The organism is uncultured Negativibacillus sp. (assembly GCF_944388365.1).
GTDB lineage: Bacteria > Bacillota > Clostridia > Oscillospirales > Ruminococcaceae > Negativibacillus.
This window is the reverse complement of the sequence record NZ_CALXIN010000001.1, coordinates 22,176-39,089: the sequence shown is the minus strand read 5'-3', so window position 1 is coordinate 39,089 and position 16,914 is coordinate 22,176. Positions and strand designations below refer to the sequence as shown.

Sequence of the window (16,914 nt, the reverse complement as noted above, 5' to 3'; positions counted from 1 at the left end):
TCCTCCTTCCAGTTTGATGCTTTTATTCTTGGGTGTTTCCTGCCTGAACCGCCTGAAACTTCTGTCCCAGGCATTCCACAGTATCTCCATGACGAATCTTTTTGCCGCGCATGGTGCAGACTTCCCCGTTTACTTTTACCTGGCCTTCCAAAACCAGTTCTTTTGCCTGACCGCCGGTATCGGTAACACCGGCAAATTTTAAAAAGGAATCCAGTTTGATAAATTCGGTGGTAATCTCAATCTTTTCAAAATCAGTCATCATTCTTCACCCTTACCGGCAGCACCAGGAACAGGAAGCTGTCGCCTTCCAGTGGGATGATGCGCATTGGAGACAGCGCACCGTTGATTTCGAGCTTGACCATATCACAGTCAGCGGCCTTGAGTGCATCAAGCAGGTATTTATTGTTAAATCCCATGCTGACTGTTTCTCCCGAGACTTCGCATTCGACCTCGTCGTGTGCTTTACCCATCGAGGTAGAGCAGTTGAGCTGTACCTTCTGCTCGGTGACAGCCAGCTTAATTGGGCTGCGCAGCCGGTCGGAGATCAGCAGGGAAGTTCTTTCGACGGCCTCGGTCAGCGCACGGGAGTTGATCTTTACGGTTGTTTTGCTGATCTTTGGAATCGCCGCATTATAGTCGAGGAAATCTCCCTCCAGCAATCTGGAGACAACATAGTATCCTCCAATGCGGAAAACAATATGTTTTTGCGATACCACTAAGTACGCTTCTTCTTCCTCTTCTCTCAGCAGTTTGGAGATTTCGGACAGGGTTTTTCCCGGGACAATGAAGCGAGTTGCAAGATCGGAGACGATTGGTTCTCTGCGCAGTGCCAAACGATATCCGTCAACCGAAACCAGTGTAACGCAGGAATCTTTGATGTCGAACAAGGAACCTGTATGAACCGGTTTAGAGTCGGTGGTTGCAACTGCAAACAAGGTCTGGTCGATCATGGATTTTAAAACGCCCTGTTTTAAAACCAGATCCGCCTGTGTCTCTACATTGGGCAGTTCTGGGAATTCTTCTGCAGAAAGGCCTGGAATGGTAAACTCCGAGGCGCCGCCTCGAATGGTTGCCAGATATTTTTCGTCTGAATCAATGCTGACGGTTTCTCCTGGAATGCGGCGGATAATATCTAATAAAAGTTTTGCAGATAATACCAGTTCGCCTTGTTGTTCTGTCTTAGCTTCTATGCTGGTCACAATTCCCAGTTCCAAATCGTATCCAGTGAGATGAAGTTTTCCCTCTTCTGCTTTGAGCAAGATGCCCTCTAACGCAGGTACGGGAGATTTTGCGCAGGTTGCACGCGCAGTATTTGAGACAGCTTCTACCAGAAGATCCTTTTGGCAGATAATTCTCATATGGTTAAACCCTCCTCAAAACATGGTTCTTTGAAATCGTTTCACGATGGAACACCGCTTACTTTATTGTAATGTTGTTTTAGATTACTTTGAAGGTGAAACAAGCTCATTCTATCCATCAATACACAAAAAGATTATACCATATTTTCGGGAAAAGAAAAGGCCCTTTCTTGCGCGTGTGTTTGTGGGGAGGACAGGGGCTAAATATGGGTCGGAATAAATATTCCGGTCCTTTTTATCCCAAAATTGTATCCATTAAAAATGGATCACAAATGGAAAAAGAAAAACGGCTATCTTAATATATGGTTTTTCCTTGAATAAATTTTTAAATAATAATTTGAGAGGAGATAAATGAGAAAGAAAAAGATAGTATAAGGTAATAGTAGTAGTAGGGGCTGTTAAAATGTGAAAATGAAAAAGAAACCGCATCATTTCAGAAAAAATTAAAGGTGAAAAAGATGGAAAAATAGTTTGAAAAAATGTGAATATGTGAAAGGCGAAGCTATGCAAGTTTAAATAAGTTGAAAAGTTCGTTGAAAAAGTTGAAAATATGTGGAGGACAGAGAAGGAAACTGGTAGGGGGTAGTGAGAATAAAGAACGAGCAGTGGAAACAGTGAAAAACGCAGTGTGAAAAATTTAATGATATTACAGATAAAAAACAATATGAAAAGGTTTACAGGGCACTTTTCCACGGATAATGGGAAAGTGCCCTGTTAAAATACAGATGGTTTTTATGCATCGCGAATATTCTTAATAATATCCTCGACAGTTTCTTTGTATTTGGTATCCTGCTTCATGTTTTTGACAACCTGACTTGTCGCATATACCACAGTGGAATGATCTCGGCCTCCGAATTCTTCTCCAATGGCAGCCATCGACATCTGAGTGATTTCTCGGATGACATACATGGCAATTTGACGGGCATTGGAAATTTGAGAGGATCGTTTTGGAGATCGAATATCCTCTGAGCTGACCCCGAATGTACGCCCAACTTCTGAAATAATGCGTTCTACGGTGACAGGAATAGGCTGGTTGTCCGTTAAAATTTCACGGATTGCACTTTGAGCCAGCAAAATGGACGGAGGAGTTTGAGCAAGCTTATTGTAAGCGTTAAGCTTTTTAACAACGCCCTCCAGCTGCCGAATGTTATTTTTGACATGGTTTGCGATATATTCTTCAACAATATTAGGGATTTCCAGATCTAATAATTCCGCTTTTCGTTTGATAATAGCAATTCTGGTTTCAAAATCCGGCGGCTGAATATCGGCAATCAGTCCCCATTCAAATCGGGTGCGCAGGCGTTCCTCCAGCGTTTTAATCTCCTTTGGTGGACGGTCCGAGGTCAGAGCGATCTGTTTTCCTGCCTGATACAGCGAATTAAAGGTGTGGAAGAACTCTTCCTGCGTGCTTTCCTTGCCACCGATGAACTGGATGTCGTCGACCAAAAGGACATCTGCTTGACGGTATTTATCGTGGAATTCCTTGGTGGATTCTGCACCGATGGCAGCAATCAGTTCATTGGTAAATTCTTCGCCTTTGACATAGATGACGTTGGTTTTAGGACGGCTTTCTTTGATTTCGCTGGCAATAGCGTACAGAAGATGTGTCTTTCCAAGGCCGGACCCGCCGTAAATAAACAGAGGGTTATAGGCATTGCCAGGGTTTTGAGCAACTGCGCGGCAGGCTGCCTGCGCAAATTTGTTGGAGCTTCCTACAATAAAGGTGGAGAAGGTGTATTCATATTCGCCACCTTGGCTGTTCATATCGATTTCTTCCTGACTGTAAGAGGGGAGGACTGGAGAGGGGGCAGAGGTTTGAACGGAAGCAGGAGTAAAGTCCTTTCGCTCTCCTTTTTCGGAAGTTTCACAGAGGATCTCTATTTTGACAGGAAAACCAACCACTGCCTCAAAGGCTTGATGAAGCAGTCCCAGGTATTTTTCCTCTACAATTTTTTTCATAAACTCCGCTTTGATATAAAGAACAGCGGTGTTTCCATCAAAACTGACCGGTTCCAAACTTTTGATCCATACCTGATAAGCAATTTCAGATAATTCCTTGGAGTCCATGACATATTGTCGCGTGTAGTCCTTGACCATCTGAAACAGTTCTTTAAACGATTCCATACTTCAAATTCCCTTCTTTTGGCAGTGCTTTATTAAGCCGTCTCTTGCCGTATTCCCTGATGGCAAACAAAGACAGCAAAACCCCCGCTTACAGCCCAGTCAACCGGTAGAACAAGCAGGGGTGTATAAAAATACAACTTTGTTTTACAGTTTTTAATTGAAATTCCACCAGGATTCCAACGGAAATTCCTCAAGAATAAGCTAAATAAATTATCAATGGAAAAGCCGTTGAGAAAAAGTGAAATAAATGGGTAAAACAAACTTTCAACATTTTTTACACTTCATATTTTAACACACGTGGAATGAAGTTTTCAAGAGCTTTCAACAGTTTTTAACGAGCAATACTTCACAGATTATTGGGAGGGATTTTAGAGATTTTTATAGAAACTGAGCATTCGATGATAGAGCCTGAGAAAGGGAATCTTCATCCAGGGTCGGTGATTTGTATAAAACGGGCGGAAAAACAGAAAATTTTATGATTCAATACGGAAAATAAACGGGGATGTGATGCGGGTTTCTATTGACTTTTGCAGAATTTTTGTCTATAATTTTACTCTGTAAGGTTTCGCCTTGAAGGGAGGTTAGAATTATGGTAAGAACATACCAGCCAAAGAAGCTCCAGAGAAAGAAAGAGCACGGTTTCAGAAAAAGAATGGCTACAAAAAACGGCCGTAAGGTCCTCGCTCGCAGAAGAGCAAAAGGTAGAAAACAGCTGACATACTAATTTCCTGTCAGGCAGCTTTTTTCTTACTGTCCGTTTTTTAATATCCAGCGCGGTTCCTTTTTGAAAGAAGGAATACCGGGAGGAAACAGGGAATGGATTCTGTTTATTCTGCTTTCCATGTTTCGTTCCAGAATAAGCAGGCCACTTATCCCGATAAGTGGCCTTTCTTTTTATTTATTTCAAGACAAGAGGAGTTAAACGTCATGGACAAAAAGACGACGTTAAAACTGAACAAGGAGTTTAAACGTCTCTATTTTAAAGGAAAAAGTGCTGTGCATCCGTTGATTGTCACCTATGCTTGCAAAAATCGTCTGGGTCGCAACCGCATCGGAATCACGGTTACAAAAAAAGTGGGAAAAGCTGTTTGCAGAAATAGATGCAAGCGTATTATTCGCGCTGCCTTTTATCAGGTCAATCCCTCCATCGAGCAAGGATGGGATTTTGTGTTTGTTGCCCGGGCAAGAACAACGCAGGCAAAGTCCACCGAATTGGTGCCGGTATTAAAAAAGCAGATTTCAAACCTTACATCTCCGGACAGTCAGAAAAGGGACACCACCGGCAAAAGACAGCAGAAATCAGTGAAAAAAAAGGATAAAAGCTAAAGGGGAATGGCCCAAGGCTTTTAGCAGACAATGTGTAAAGGCAAAAGAAAATTTCTGCCTTGCACAAACAAAAGCAGAAAACATAGGTGATGGTCACTTCATCTATACTATTTAGAAGGGGAAGATCGGGATGAAATATCTGATGCTGTTGATGATTCGTTTTTATCAGAAGATCATCTCGCCGTGTTTTCCGCCGCGCTGCCGCTTCTATCCGACCTGTTCGGCCTATGCGTTTACCGCTATCCAGCGGTTTGGTGCGATTAAGGGCGGTTATCTTGCGCTGCGCCGCATTTTAAAGTGCCACCCATTTCATCCGGGTGGTTATGATCCAGTGCCTGAAAAATTGGATCGAAACAGATAACTCCACAGCCCTTTGATGGGCGGGCGGTTTTGATGCCGCTTCTACCAGAAATGTTTCGGGCGGGCACAATCAATGCACAACAAAAGTGCAGGCATTCCCTCTGGCTGCTGGAAAGCGACAGGGGTGTGCGGCGTTTTTTCTTCCTTATAATATAGAAGATAAAACGCAGAATGGAGGTTTTCAATGTATATTCTTGGTTATCCGCTTGGTTTAATCATGCGGCTGCTTTACAACGTTCTGCACAGCTACGGATGGTCGCTGATCATTTTTACACTGCTTGTAAAGCTCGTTATGCTTCCGCTGTCGATCAAGCAGCAGAAATCTTCTGCTAAAATGGCTGCGATCCAGCCTCAGCTTCAGGAAATCCAGAAGATGTACGCAAAAAATCAGCAGAAGATGAACGAAGAGCTGCAAAAGCTCTATCAGAGAGAGCACTACAATCCGGCAGGCGGATGTCTGCCGATGCTGATCACCTTCCTGGTACTCTTCGGTCTGATTGACGTTATCTACAAGCCAATGACCCACGTTCTTGGTATGAGCAGTGAGCTGATTGCTCAGGCACAGTCGATCATGGAGGGACTTGGCGTTGCATTCAGCCACTATTCTCCACAGACCAGCATCATCGCTTCGGTACAGGAAAACCCACAGGCCTATGCGGCTTTGGGACAGGAGATTGTCAGCAAAATCCAGGCATTTGATCTGAACTTCTTAGGTATCAACCTGGGTGCGACTCCGTCGTTTGGTTTTAATATTCTGATTTTGATCCCGATCCTTTCGGGTGCAACCGCTTTTCTGTCCTCCTGGATGGCTATGCGCAACAATCCTACCGCAATGGAAGGTCCTGGCGCAGGCACCATGAAGGCAATGATGTTGATTTCTCCATTGATGTCCCTGTGGATCGCTTTTCAGGTTCCAGCCGGTGTTGGTATCTACTGGATTGTCTCCAACGTATTGATGTTTGTGCAGACCATGATCCTGAATAAGTTCTATAATCCAAAGGAAATGGCAGAAAAAGCAAAACAGGAAGCAGAAGCGCGCAGAGAACAGGAGCGCATGGAACGCATCGAAGCCAAAAAGAAGGCACGCGATGGTGATGCAGAGGCAAAGGCAAAAGCAAAAACACAGAAAGAAATCAATCGTCAAAAACTGGCAGAGGCTAGAAAACGCGATGCTGAAAAGTATGGCGACGTTTATACCGAGGTCACCGACGACGATTTGGAATAGCAACCGAGCTTTTCGCTGATTATCAGAGGAGGTAACAGTTTGAAAGAGATCATTACAACAGGAAAAACAGTTGATCTGGCAATCGAAGAAGCCTGCCAGCAGCTGAATGTTTCCAGAGAACAGGCGGAGTTTGAGATCATCGACCTGCCGAAAAAAGGTCTGTTCGGTTTAAAGACCTACCCGGCAAAGGTTCGCGTCTTTGTCAAGGAGGACAGAGAGGCAATGGTGGTCGAATATGTCACCTCCATCCTCAAAGCAATGGGTGTTTCGTCCTTTACTGCAGAGGCAACTAAGGACGGAGACAACCTGAACATCGCCCTCAAGGGAGATGACCTGGGATTTGTTATCGGTCGACGCGGCGAAACGATCGATGCAATCCAGTATCTGGCAAGTCTTGCAGTCAACCGTCTGGACGGTGACTATATGAGAATTACCATTGACAGCGGCAATTTCCGTGAGAAACGCGAGAAAACCCTGGAGTCGCTGGCAAAACGTCTTGCCCGCAATGTTGTCAAAAGCGGACGCAGCGTGACCCTGGAACCGATGAATCCATACGAAAGAAGAATCATCCATGCGACCGTTTCGACCGTCGAGGGTGCAACCTCTTCTTCGATTGGTGAGGAACCAAACCGCCGCGTTGTCATCAGCTCGACCAATCCGGTTAAGAAGTACAACAACTACAAAGGCAAGAAGAAACCGTACAACAACGGCAAAGGCGGCTACCGTCAGGGTGGACGCAGACAGCAGGGTGAGAGACGCAAAGAAGGTCAGGAAAAGAAACCGTATGTATTCCGTCCAAACACCAACACCAAGGAGGATGTCGAGAACCGCAAACGCGCTCCAAAGCAGAACCGCGAGTTTAAAGAGCGCCGCTTTGAGGACAGACCGGCACCTTCCAATGAAAACGTACGCAACGAAGTTCCTCGCAGCACTCCTCCAAGAGAGGCAGAGGACAAGCCGTTATACGCAAAAATTGATCTGGAGTAATCCATCTGAAAAAACCGACAGCTTTGCTGTCGGTTTTTTTGTTTATCCTTTGTAAAGCAGGGATAAACAGCAGATGAAGCGCAGGTGAAGAAAAGATGGATGAGGGAGCATAAGCGAGAAAAACAAAGGAAACGTGAGATCGCCCAATTATGGACAAGGGTAAAAAGTGAATGGAGAAGAAATCCCCTGTGTTTTCACGGCCAAATGCGGTTTGAAGAGACAGGCATCGGTAGGGTATAATAAAGGTACCGCGGAACAAGAAAAACAAAGCTGCAGCCTTGTACAAATCGAAATCTCTGAATCATATTAAAGGTGAGTGAAATCATGGATACCGATAGGTTATATCGGGTTGGAAGAGAAGACGAAACAAAGCTGATTGCGCTGCTGACGGAATGCTTCAGCAATGACCCATTGTATCAGGAACTGATTCCGGACGAGGAAACCAGAGAAAAACTGTTGCCGGAACTGTTTCGATGCGACCTGGATGAAATGCTGGAAAACTGCGAAATCTATGCAAACAACCAGAATCTTGATGCGATTATTGTTGTATCGGATGAAGCAGCACCATATAATCCGTTTAAATATTATTTGCAGCAGCTGTACAGCACAGTAAAAACCAACGCATGTTTGATTCGCGATGACCCGAGCTTGGAAACATTTTTCAATTTTGTCAAAGGCAGGGACTATCTTAACAGCAGTTGGACCGAGGAACTGGACGAAAACCGTCTGCATATTATCTACCTGGCGGTACGACCGTCCTGTCAGGGCAGAGGACTTGCTAAATATTTGATGAATGTTGTGATGGAATATGCGGATCAGAGGGAAATGTTCATTAGTTTGGAGACCCACAATCCTAAAAACGTGTCGATGTACCAGCACTTTGGGTTTGAATTGTATGAAACAATCGACCACTATCCTGACCTGGTACAGTATTGTATGGTGCGTAAGGCAGCAAGCTATCGTGCACCAATTCCAATAAAGAGAAAAGCTGCTTAACAGCATAAAAATATCCCGTCAAACCATTGGTTTGACGGGATATTTTTATGCTGTTTTTGGCACGATACTTTGCATTGATGCGTTTTTTTGCTATAATAACAGTATCTATGGACAAATGAGGTTTGCAAGAGAAAGGAAGGGTCAGGATGAACAGCATGATTGCTGCAGACACCATCGCGGCGATTGCAACGCCGGTGGCAGTAGGAGGCATTGGAATGGTGCGCATCTCCGGTCCGCAGGCATTTGCAGTGGCAGACAGTGTATTTGTATCGGTTTCGGGCCGAAAGGTATCCCAGACAGAAGGATATCGAGGACTGTTTGGACGACTGCATGATGACCAGGGGGAGATCGACGAAGCGGTTGTTTTTGTTTATCGCAACCCTAAGAGCTATACAGGGGAAGATGTGGTGGAGATTTGCTGCCACGGAGGCATCTATCTGGTGCAGCGTACATTGCGCGCCTGCATCAGTGCCGGCGCCCGACCCGCACAGGCTGGTGAGTTCACCCGTCGTGCCTTTTTGAACGGAAAAATGAATCTGACACAGGCGGAGGCAGTGGTCGATTTGATCGCTTCACAGGGACGCCAAAGCGCCCAGGCTGCGCTGAGCGCGCGGGACGGTGCGGTGTTTCAAAAGATCCACAAGGTTGTAGACAAGATGCTGGGGGTGTCCTCTGCATTGGCTGCGTGGGTGGATTATCCCGATGAGGATATTGAGGAAGTGTCGGACGACAATCTGCGCCGCAGTGTGGATCAGATTTGTGATTCACTGCACACCATTTTGCGGGAATATGACAGCGGCAGAGTGCTGCGCGAAGGAGTTCGGACGGTCATTGTGGGCCGTCCAAATGTTGGAAAATCGACGCTGATGAACCTGCTGTCGGGAGAACAAAAAAGTATCGTCACCCAGATACCAGGCACCACCCGAGATGTTGTCGAAGATACCATCCGTCTGGGCGATGTAGTGCTGCATCTGGCGGATACTGCCGGTTTGCGCGATACCGATGACCCTGTGGAAAGAATGGGCGTCGAATTGGCGCGCAAACGTCTGGACAGCAGCGATTTGGTGCTGGCAGTGTTCGACAGCTCGTAAGAGCTGTCCCAGCAGGATTTAGAATTGATCGACCAAATCAAGGACCGTCCGGTAGTGGCAGTCATCAACAAGACCGACCTGGAGCGAAAAATGGACATCGAGCAAATTAAGGAAAAGATTCCTCATATTGCACAGCTTTCTGCCAGCGCAGGTGAAGGCGTAGAAGAACTGGAAACACAGGTGCGGGAGATTTTGAATCTGGCGCAACTCGATTCCTCGTCTGGAATCATTGCAAACGAACGTCAGAGAGCCTGCGTAGAAGAAGCGGCAAAGACGATGGAACAGGCACAGCAGGCGCTGCAGATGGGCGAGACGCTGGATGCAGTCAACGTCTGCATTGATGCGGCGATTGACGATCTGCTGGAACTGACCGGTGAACGCGCTTCCGAAGCGGTCATTGACCAGGTATTTGCACGTTTTTGTGTTGGAAAATAGAGAAAGGAAGGAAACAAAGAATGGAGTACAAGATGGGGGAATATGAGGTCGCGGTAATCGGTGCGGGCCATGCCGGCATCGAAGCGGCGCTGGCAGCAGCAAGGCTGGGCGCAAAAACGGCCATCTTTACCATGTCCCTCGATGCAATCGGCAACATGCCGTGCAATCCTTCGATTGGAGGAACTGCCAAGGGCCATCTGGTGCGGGAGATTGATGCGCTGGGCGGCGAGATGGGCAAGGCGGCAGACGCCACCTTTTTGCAGAGCAGGATGCTCAATCGAGGAAAAGGACCGGCTGTTCACAGCCTGCGTGTCCAGTCGGATAGGGATGCCTACCACCGTGAGATGAAGCACCGTCTGGAGAAGCAGAAGGGACTGGACATCATTCAGGCGGAGGTGTGCGATCTTCGCATCGACGAAAACGGTGCAGTCAAAGAGCTGGTTACCAAGCTGGGTGCAGTTTACACCGTCAAAACGGCGATCATCTGTTCGGGAACCTTCCTGCACGGCAGAATCTACGTGGGAGATGTTTCCTACGAGAGCGGACCGGACGGTCTGCACGCGGCGGTAGGACTCAGCGAGGCACTGGAGCGTCTGGGTATCCACCTGCGTCGGTTTAAAACTGGAACACCGGCGCGTGTCCATCGCGACAGCATTGATTACAGCAAGCTGGAGGTACAGGCAGGGGACGAGCCAATCATCCCGTTTTCCTTTGAGACACCGCGCGAAGGTTTAAAAAATCAGGTGGTCTGCCACATTGCTTATACCAACGAAAAGACACACGAGATTATCCGCAACAACATCCATCGTTCTCCGCTGTACGGAGGAATGATCGAGGGCGTCGGTCCGCGCTATTGTCCAAGTATCGAGGACAAGGTAATGCGCTTTGCAGAAAAACCACGCCACCAGTCCTTTGTGGAACCGGTGGGATTGGACACCGAGGAGATGTATTTGCAGGGCCTTTCTTCCTCTTTGCCGGAGGATGTACAGGTGCAGATCTATCGCTCGATTGTCGGCTTTGAAAATGTCCGCATCATGCGCAACGCCTATGCGATTGAATATGACTGCATCGACCCGCTGGACCTTCGTCCATCGCTGGAGTTTTTGAAGGTGGAAGGTCTGTATGGTGCGGGTCAGTTTAACGGTACTTCCGGTTATGAGGAAGCAGCGGCACAGGGACTGATTGCCGGCATCAATGCGGCACGAAAGGTACAGGGAAAACATCCGTTGATCCTCGACCGTGCATCCAGCTATATCGGCACCCTGATTGACGATCTGGTTACCAAGGGCTGTTCCGACCCATACCGCATGATGACCAGCCGCTCGGAGTATCGTCTGCTGCTCAGACAGGACAATGCGGATCAGCGTCTGACACCGATCGGTCACGAGCTGGGACTCATCAGCGAGGAGCGCTGGCAGAACTATCTGCACAAGCAGGAACAGATCGAACAGGAGCGCAAGCGCATTGAAAAGCTAACCTTTGGTCCGTCCGAAGAGCTGAACAACATGCTGGTTGCAAGAGGAACAGCAGCGCTGGAAACCGGTGCGCATGCCTCCGATCTGATTCGCCGTCCACAGATCACCTATCAGGATCTGGCACCGTTTGACACGGAGCGTCCGAACCTGCCTGACGAGGTGACCGAACAGGTGGAAATTCAGATTAAGTACGAGGGCTACATCCAGAAGCAGCTGATGCAGGTGGAACAGATGCGCAAGCTGGAAAGCAAGCAGCTGCCAGAGCAGATTGACTACACCCAGATTCGAGGACTGCGTCTGGAAGCGATTGAAAAGCTGCAGCGGGTCCGTCCATACAACATTGGTCAGGCTTCCCGCATTTCGGGAGTCAGTCCGGCGGATATCTCGGTGCTGCTGATCTACCTCGAAAGCAATCGGATGGAGGAAAAAAATTCGTAGAAACCCAATGTTTCACATGAAACATTTTGTCGCACCGGAGGAGAAATCATCCGTCGGTGCAGGAAGGATAGAGATATGATCGATAAACAGCTTCTTTTGGAGGGCTGCCGCTCCTTTGAGATTGAACTGCCGCAGCAGGCGCCCGATCAGCTGGATGTGTATGCGCAGCTGTTGGTGGAATGGAATGAAAAAATGAATCTGACAGCCATCACCGAGGCCAGAGAGATTGTATTTAAGCATTTTGTGGACAGCCTGCTGCTGCTCAAAGCGGTACAGCTGCCGCAGGGAGCGAGCCTGATTGATGTGGGCACCGGTGCGGGTTTCCCATCCATGCCGGTGAAGATTGCACGCCCTGACCTGAAGGTAACGATGCTGGACAGCTTGCAGAAGCGTCTGACCTTTTTGCAGGCGGTCAATGACCAGCTGGGTCTGGATTGCAGTTTCCTGCATTCGCGGGCAGAGGACGGCGGAAAACAGAAACATCTGCGGGAACAGTTTGATTTTGCAACCGCCCGAGCTGTTGCCAATCTGCGGGATCTGGCGGAATACTGCCTGCCGTATGTCAAGGTGGGAGGCTACTTCGTTTCGCTGAAAGGACCGGAGGTCGAGGAGGAAGTGCGTGAGTCCAAGAACGCCATCGCCACAATGGGCGGCAAGGTGGAACAGATTCTGCACTTTACACTGCCGGAAGACAGCGGCAGAAGCATCCTTGTGATTAAGAAAATATCGCAGACTCCGCCGCAATTCCCCAGAACCGCCGCTAAAATGGCAAAGAAACCGATTCTTTAAAGGGGATTTTGCAGGGATAAGTCGAAACATGTCGAACGATTTTTCTGGAAATCAGGAATACTCTGTGCTATGATATAGGCATGGACACGGACCGAAGCTGGTCTGCAGTCCATGCCTTTTCTATTCCTATTTTCCTTTCTTTTGCTCGGCAGGTGCGGAGCTCCCTAATCCGCTCCTGCAAACATTTCTGCTCCCATCATATCTCAAAACTTTACCTGCCTGCGGCTGGTGTGACCAGTCCAGGCAGGGGCGTTTTGGGACCAGGGAACTCAAGGAGGTGAAGCTGCTGAGATGAAGGCGCTTCTTGCTAAACAAAAAACCATCAACAAGGTGGTGTTGATTCCAGAACATAAAATCCTCCCCAATCCATATCAACCGCGCAAGGTATTTGACGCCGAAAAAATTGAGCAGCTGGCTTCCAGTATTGCACAATATGGACTGCTGCAGCCGATCACCCTTCTGCCGCTGGAAAATGGATACTATCAGTTAGTGGCAGGAGAGCGCCGGCTGCTGGCGTGCCGAAAGCTGAAGATGCAGGAGATTCCTGCGATTCTCACTTCGATGGATGAGGAGCGGAGCAGTGCCCTGGCATTGATCGAAAATATTCAGCGGTGCGACCTCAATTATTTTGAAGAAGCGATGGCAATTCAAAAACTGATGAAGATGGCAGGATACACCCAACAGGCAGTGGCAAAAAAACTGGGAAAGAATCAATCCACGGTAGCAAACAAACTGCGTCTGCTGCAATTTTCCAAAGAGGTTCAGGAAGAAATTGTCAACCATGGCCTGACCGAACGACATGCGCGCGCATTGCTGTGCTTAAACGATCAGGGCGATGAAGTGATTCTTTCGGCGATCAAAACGATTGCGGAAAAAGAGATGAACGTCGCACAGACCGAGCGATACTTAGCACAGCTTCAGGGAAAACAGCAGCAGAAACAGAGGGACAAGAACCGCTTGTTTGTTGTTCGAGATTTGCGCATCTTTTTAAACACCATTGATAAGGCGCTGGAGACCATGAGGTTATCGGGTATCAAAGCACAGACCCAGGTACAGGAGGAAAGCGATGAACTGGTCTATACCATCCGCATTCCAAAGGAAAGTGCCTACAAGAAAAAAATTCCTTCTTAAGAGATATAGAGAAAGCCAAAAAAACACCGGATACACAGTTGTGTATTCGGTGTTTTTTTGGGCTTTTACACCACAAAGAAGAGACAAGTCCCCGATGATTTCAACTTTACTCAAACTGTTTTCCGTGTCCAAATGCACCATGTACCATACAGGTTTTGGCAGCAAAGGCACTTCCTGCATCCATTGCCTGCATAACAGCGGTTTCCAGTGAAACATCTTCCGGTCTGGAGCGCAGCCATTCCACAAAGGAAAGCAGAAACGCAGTCAGGAAAGAGTCACCGGCGCCAAGGGTATCCACTGCCTTGACCAGATTGGCGGCACGGGTAAACAGGTATTCACCGTCAGAGAAAACGGAACCGTTTTTTCCACGGCTTGCAATGACATATTTGCATCCGCGCTGATGGATGCGGGCGCACTTTTCTTTGATTTGCTCGAACGATGCATCGCCGCAGGAGGTGATGGCAAAGTCGATATATGGACAAACAGCGTCAAACCGTTCGTCGGTTTCAATGATGGAAAAATCGTAGGCAACGTATGGATGCAGGGGAGAAAGTTTTGGCAGCTCTGGATCAATATGGCTGTTGATGCTGGTGCAGATCAGATCAAAACCGGAAAGATATTCCAGATCCTCTGGCTGGAATCGGATTGGTTTTTCCTTTGCAACACCGCCTTTGTTGCTGCCCATAAAGGTACGATCTCCGTCCACAAGGGTAATCATGGCATAGCCGTTTTCTCCTTCTTCAATGCGGCAGTGGCTGGTATCAATCCCCAGCTCTTTTGCAGTTGCCTGCACATGAGCAGCGGCTTCATCATTGCCAAATACACCCATATAGGAGGAAGGACAGCCTAACATTGTGGCGTATGCAGAAAAGTTGAAGGCGTTGCCTCCAGGATACATGGTTTTTGTATGCATATATTTATCCACAACATTATCGCCGACACCGATTACCTTGATGGACATAATAACACTCCCTTGATACATTTTCTATATTATTTTGACAGATTCATTACCATATGTTTTGGCATGTTTAATCTTATGATAAAGGCTAAAAAGCGTTTTGTCAAGTGGTCTTATTGTATAAATTGTTTAATATTTTCCACAAAAAACCCAAAAATAGTTTTATATTGACAAGTTCATTACAATATATTACAGTATGAATTAGCATGAAGCGGAATGAATTTGAGCGGCGGAAGGAAGAAAAATCTTTTTCAGAGGATTTGGAGACGGAAGCTGAACTTAAATCAAAAATGGATTATGCAGGCGAGATGCAGAAAGGAGAACAGAAGAAGGGAATTTTTTATTTAGAAACAGAGAGGTGAAAAAGGTGATCAAGTACACAATCAAGAGACTGCTGATTGCAATCCCTGTTTTTCTGGGAATTACGTTTGTTGTATTTTTCCTGGTAAACATTGCGCCAGGTGGACCTCTTGATATTATGGCGTCTTCCGGTGAGCTGTCGCAGAGCGACCTGGAAGCGCTCAAAATTTCATTGGGGCTGGATAAACCGATTATCGTTCGATACTTTATCTGGCTGGGAGAGTTGTTCCGCGGGGATTTGGGAACATCTTACAGAACCTCTCAGGAGGTCAGCATGATGATCGGCCAGCGACTGCAGGCATCCCTGATCCTGACAGGAAGCGGTATTTTGATGGCAATTATCATCGGTGTTCCGCTGGGAATTGTATCCGCATACAAACCATATTCCAAGTGGGATTCCCTGGCAAACTTTATTGCATTTATCGGTGCATCGGTACCAAACTTCTTCCTCAGCTTGATTCTGATCTATGTCATCGCGGTTAAGCTGAGCTGGCTGCCGGCAAGCGGTATGTACAGTACTTCGGGAGCGAGGGATCTGGCGGATCTGCTGAGGCATCTGATACTGCCGGCGTTTGTCTGTGGTATTCAGCCGATAGGAAACTATATCAAGCAAACCAGGGCGAGTGTTATGGAGGTACTCAATGAGGAGTACATCAAAACAGCTCGTTCCAAAGGCTTGAAAGAAGCGATCATCGTTGTTCGTCATGCGTTCCGCAACGCATTGATTCCGGTTGTTACATCCATCAGCCTTTCCATTCCGTTTTTGATTGGTGGCGCAGTTGTAACAGAACAGATTTTTGCATGGCCAGGTATCGGCAGCCTGATGGTAACAGCGATTAACAACCGTGACTATCCGGTTATCATGGGTGTCACTGTACTGATTTCGGTTGTTGTTCTGATTGCGAACCTGGTACTGGATCTGATTTATGCGAAACTGGATCCACGAATCAGCTACGACTAAGGAGGTGTAATGAATGGGAAACACAGCGCAAGCTGCTTCGACCCCCAACAAGGTGAAAAGCCAGGCATGGGACAAGTTCCGACACAATAAACGCGCGATGTTTGGCGTCATTGTCGTATTGATTGTCGCATTGGCTGTGCTGATTTTACCACTGGTGATGGATCTTGACCCATTTACCACCGACGCAGAGGCAGGCTTTAACACACCTCCGAGCGCGCAGCATATTTTGGGTACAGACGATGTTGGACGAGATCTGTTTGCAAGATTGCTCTATGGTGGTCGAATTTCGCTGCTGGTTGGTATTGCTTCCACCTGTGTCAGCGTATTGATCGGTGTTCCACTGGGACTGATTGCAGGCTATTACCGCGGAATCTGGGAAACAATCATCATGCGTGCGGCTGATATTTTCATGTCGTTCCCTTCGATGATTCTGATTCTGGTACTGGTAGCTGTATTTGGACCTTCTATCTTTAACGTAACGGTGGTCATCGGTGTTTTGGGATGGACGTCGATCGCCAAGCTGATCTACGGCAACACCCTTTCTCTGAGGGAAAAGGAATATATTGAGGCAGCAAGAGCAATGGGAATGAAAAACCGTAAAATTATCTTTACGGAAATTCTTCCTAACGCGATTGCACCGGTTTGGGTGACGATTGCATTCCGCGTATCCAGCGGTATTTTGACCGAGTCGTCGCTGAGCTTCCTGGGTCTGGGTGTTCAGACACCACAGGCTTCCTGGGGTAACATTATCTTTGCTGCACAGAATCTGTTGGTTCTGACAGCAAGACCATGGGTATGGATTCCACCAGGCATCTGCATTATCCTGGTGGTTGTCGGATTTAACTTTATCGGTGAAGGTGTCCGTGATGCACTGGATCCAAAGATGAAGTAAACAAACAA

General features: G+C 47.3%; 17 protein-coding genes. 13 read left to right on the top strand and 4 right to left on the bottom strand.

Annotation, left to right across the window (positions count from 1 at the left end; translation table 11 throughout):
* Positions 1-22 precede the first annotated feature (22 nt).
* The 3 genes from Q0L39_RS00195 to dnaA all read right to left on the bottom strand — a co-directional run bounded on the left by Q0L39_RS00195 (position 23) and on the right by dnaA (position 3,482).
* On the bottom strand, positions 23-259 hold the full coding sequence (locus Q0L39_RS00195; RefSeq protein WP_296626319.1) for an RNA-binding S4 domain-containing protein: 237 nt from the start codon (positions 257-259) through the stop codon (positions 23-25).
* Positions 252-1,358, bottom strand: coding sequence for a DNA polymerase III subunit beta (gene dnaN / locus Q0L39_RS00190; RefSeq protein WP_296626318.1), 1,107 nt, complete (start codon positions 1,356-1,358; stop codon positions 252-254). Before dnaN ends, Q0L39_RS00195 begins: the two co-directional genes overlap by 8 nt.
* Positions 1,359-2,090: 732 nt before the next feature.
* Positions 2,091-3,482, bottom strand: coding sequence for a chromosomal replication initiator protein DnaA (dnaA, locus tag Q0L39_RS00185; RefSeq protein WP_296626317.1), 1,392 nt, complete (start codon positions 3,480-3,482; stop codon positions 2,091-2,093).
* 589 nt (positions 3,483-4,071) lie between these two features.
* Between dnaA and rpmH the strand changes: the two genes are divergently transcribed.
* From rpmH to Q0L39_RS00130, 11 genes are all read left to right on the top strand, one after another.
* Positions 4,072-4,206 (top strand): 50S ribosomal protein L34, encoded by a 135-nt coding sequence (gene rpmH, locus Q0L39_RS00180; RefSeq protein ID WP_022131472.1) that lies wholly within the window; start codon positions 4,072-4,074, stop codon positions 4,204-4,206.
* Between the two features lie 92 nt (positions 4,207-4,298).
* Complete coding sequence (gene rnpA / locus Q0L39_RS00175; protein WP_296626316.1) at positions 4,299-4,808, top strand: ribonuclease P protein component; 510 nt, start codon at positions 4,299-4,301, stop codon at positions 4,806-4,808.
* Positions 4,809-4,938: 130 nt separating this feature from the next.
* A complete protein-coding gene (gene yidD / locus Q0L39_RS00170; protein ID WP_296626315.1) occupies positions 4,939-5,169 on the top strand; it encodes a membrane protein insertion efficiency factor YidD in 231 nt (76 codons plus the stop codon).
* Between the two features lie 183 nt (positions 5,170-5,352).
* Positions 5,353-6,393, top strand: coding sequence for a membrane protein insertase YidC (gene yidC, locus Q0L39_RS00165; protein ID WP_296626314.1), 1,041 nt, complete (start codon positions 5,353-5,355; stop codon positions 6,391-6,393).
* 39 nt (positions 6,394-6,432) lie between these two features.
* The gene (jag, locus tag Q0L39_RS00160) at positions 6,433-7,380 is read left to right on the top strand and encodes an RNA-binding cell elongation regulator Jag/EloR (RefSeq protein WP_296626313.1); all 948 of its coding nucleotides are present in this window, start codon (positions 6,433-6,435) and stop codon (positions 7,378-7,380) included.
* Positions 7,381-7,704: 324 nt separating this feature from the next.
* Complete coding sequence (locus Q0L39_RS00155) at positions 7,705-8,376, top strand: N-acetyltransferase (protein WP_296626312.1); 672 nt, start codon at positions 7,705-7,707, stop codon at positions 8,374-8,376.
* A gap of 146 nt (positions 8,377-8,522) precedes the next feature.
* Positions 8,523-9,467, top strand: coding sequence for a tRNA uridine-5-carboxymethylaminomethyl(34) synthesis GTPase MnmE (gene mnmE, locus Q0L39_RS00150; RefSeq protein ID WP_296626311.1), 945 nt, complete (start codon positions 8,523-8,525; stop codon positions 9,465-9,467).
* 24 nt (positions 9,468-9,491) lie between these two features.
* On the top strand, positions 9,492-9,902 hold the full coding sequence (locus tag Q0L39_RS00145; RefSeq protein ID WP_296626310.1) for a hypothetical protein: 411 nt from the start codon (positions 9,492-9,494) through the stop codon (positions 9,900-9,902).
* A gap of 20 nt (positions 9,903-9,922) precedes the next feature.
* Complete coding sequence (gene mnmG, locus Q0L39_RS00140) at positions 9,923-11,815, top strand: tRNA uridine-5-carboxymethylaminomethyl(34) synthesis enzyme MnmG (protein WP_296626309.1); 1,893 nt, start codon at positions 9,923-9,925, stop codon at positions 11,813-11,815.
* A 75-nt stretch (positions 11,816-11,890) separates the two neighbouring features.
* Positions 11,891-12,604, top strand: a complete 714-nt coding sequence (rsmG, locus tag Q0L39_RS00135; protein ID WP_296626308.1) for a 16S rRNA (guanine(527)-N(7))-methyltransferase RsmG — start codon at positions 11,891-11,893, stop codon at positions 12,602-12,604.
* A gap of 291 nt (positions 12,605-12,895) precedes the next feature.
* Positions 12,896-13,735 (top strand): ParB/RepB/Spo0J family partition protein, encoded by an 840-nt coding sequence (locus Q0L39_RS00130; RefSeq protein WP_296626307.1) that lies wholly within the window; start codon positions 12,896-12,898, stop codon positions 13,733-13,735.
* A 106-nt stretch (positions 13,736-13,841) separates the two neighbouring features.
* Here Q0L39_RS00130 and Q0L39_RS00125 read toward each other — a convergent pair whose 3' ends face one another.
* Complete coding sequence (locus Q0L39_RS00125) at positions 13,842-14,696, bottom strand: fructoselysine 6-kinase (protein WP_366916337.1); 855 nt, start codon at positions 14,694-14,696, stop codon at positions 13,842-13,844.
* Between the two features lie 364 nt (positions 14,697-15,060).
* Here Q0L39_RS00125 and Q0L39_RS00120 point away from each other — a divergent pair, with 364 nt between their 5' ends.
* Entirely contained in the window at positions 15,061-16,014 is a 954-nt protein-coding gene (locus tag Q0L39_RS00120) for an ABC transporter permease (protein WP_296626306.1), read from the top strand.
* A 13-nt stretch (positions 16,015-16,027) separates the two neighbouring features.
* Positions 16,028-16,906, top strand: a complete 879-nt coding sequence (locus Q0L39_RS00115) for an ABC transporter permease (RefSeq protein ID WP_296626305.1) — start codon at positions 16,028-16,030, stop codon at positions 16,904-16,906.
* The last annotated feature ends 8 nt before the right edge of the window (positions 16,907-16,914 follow it).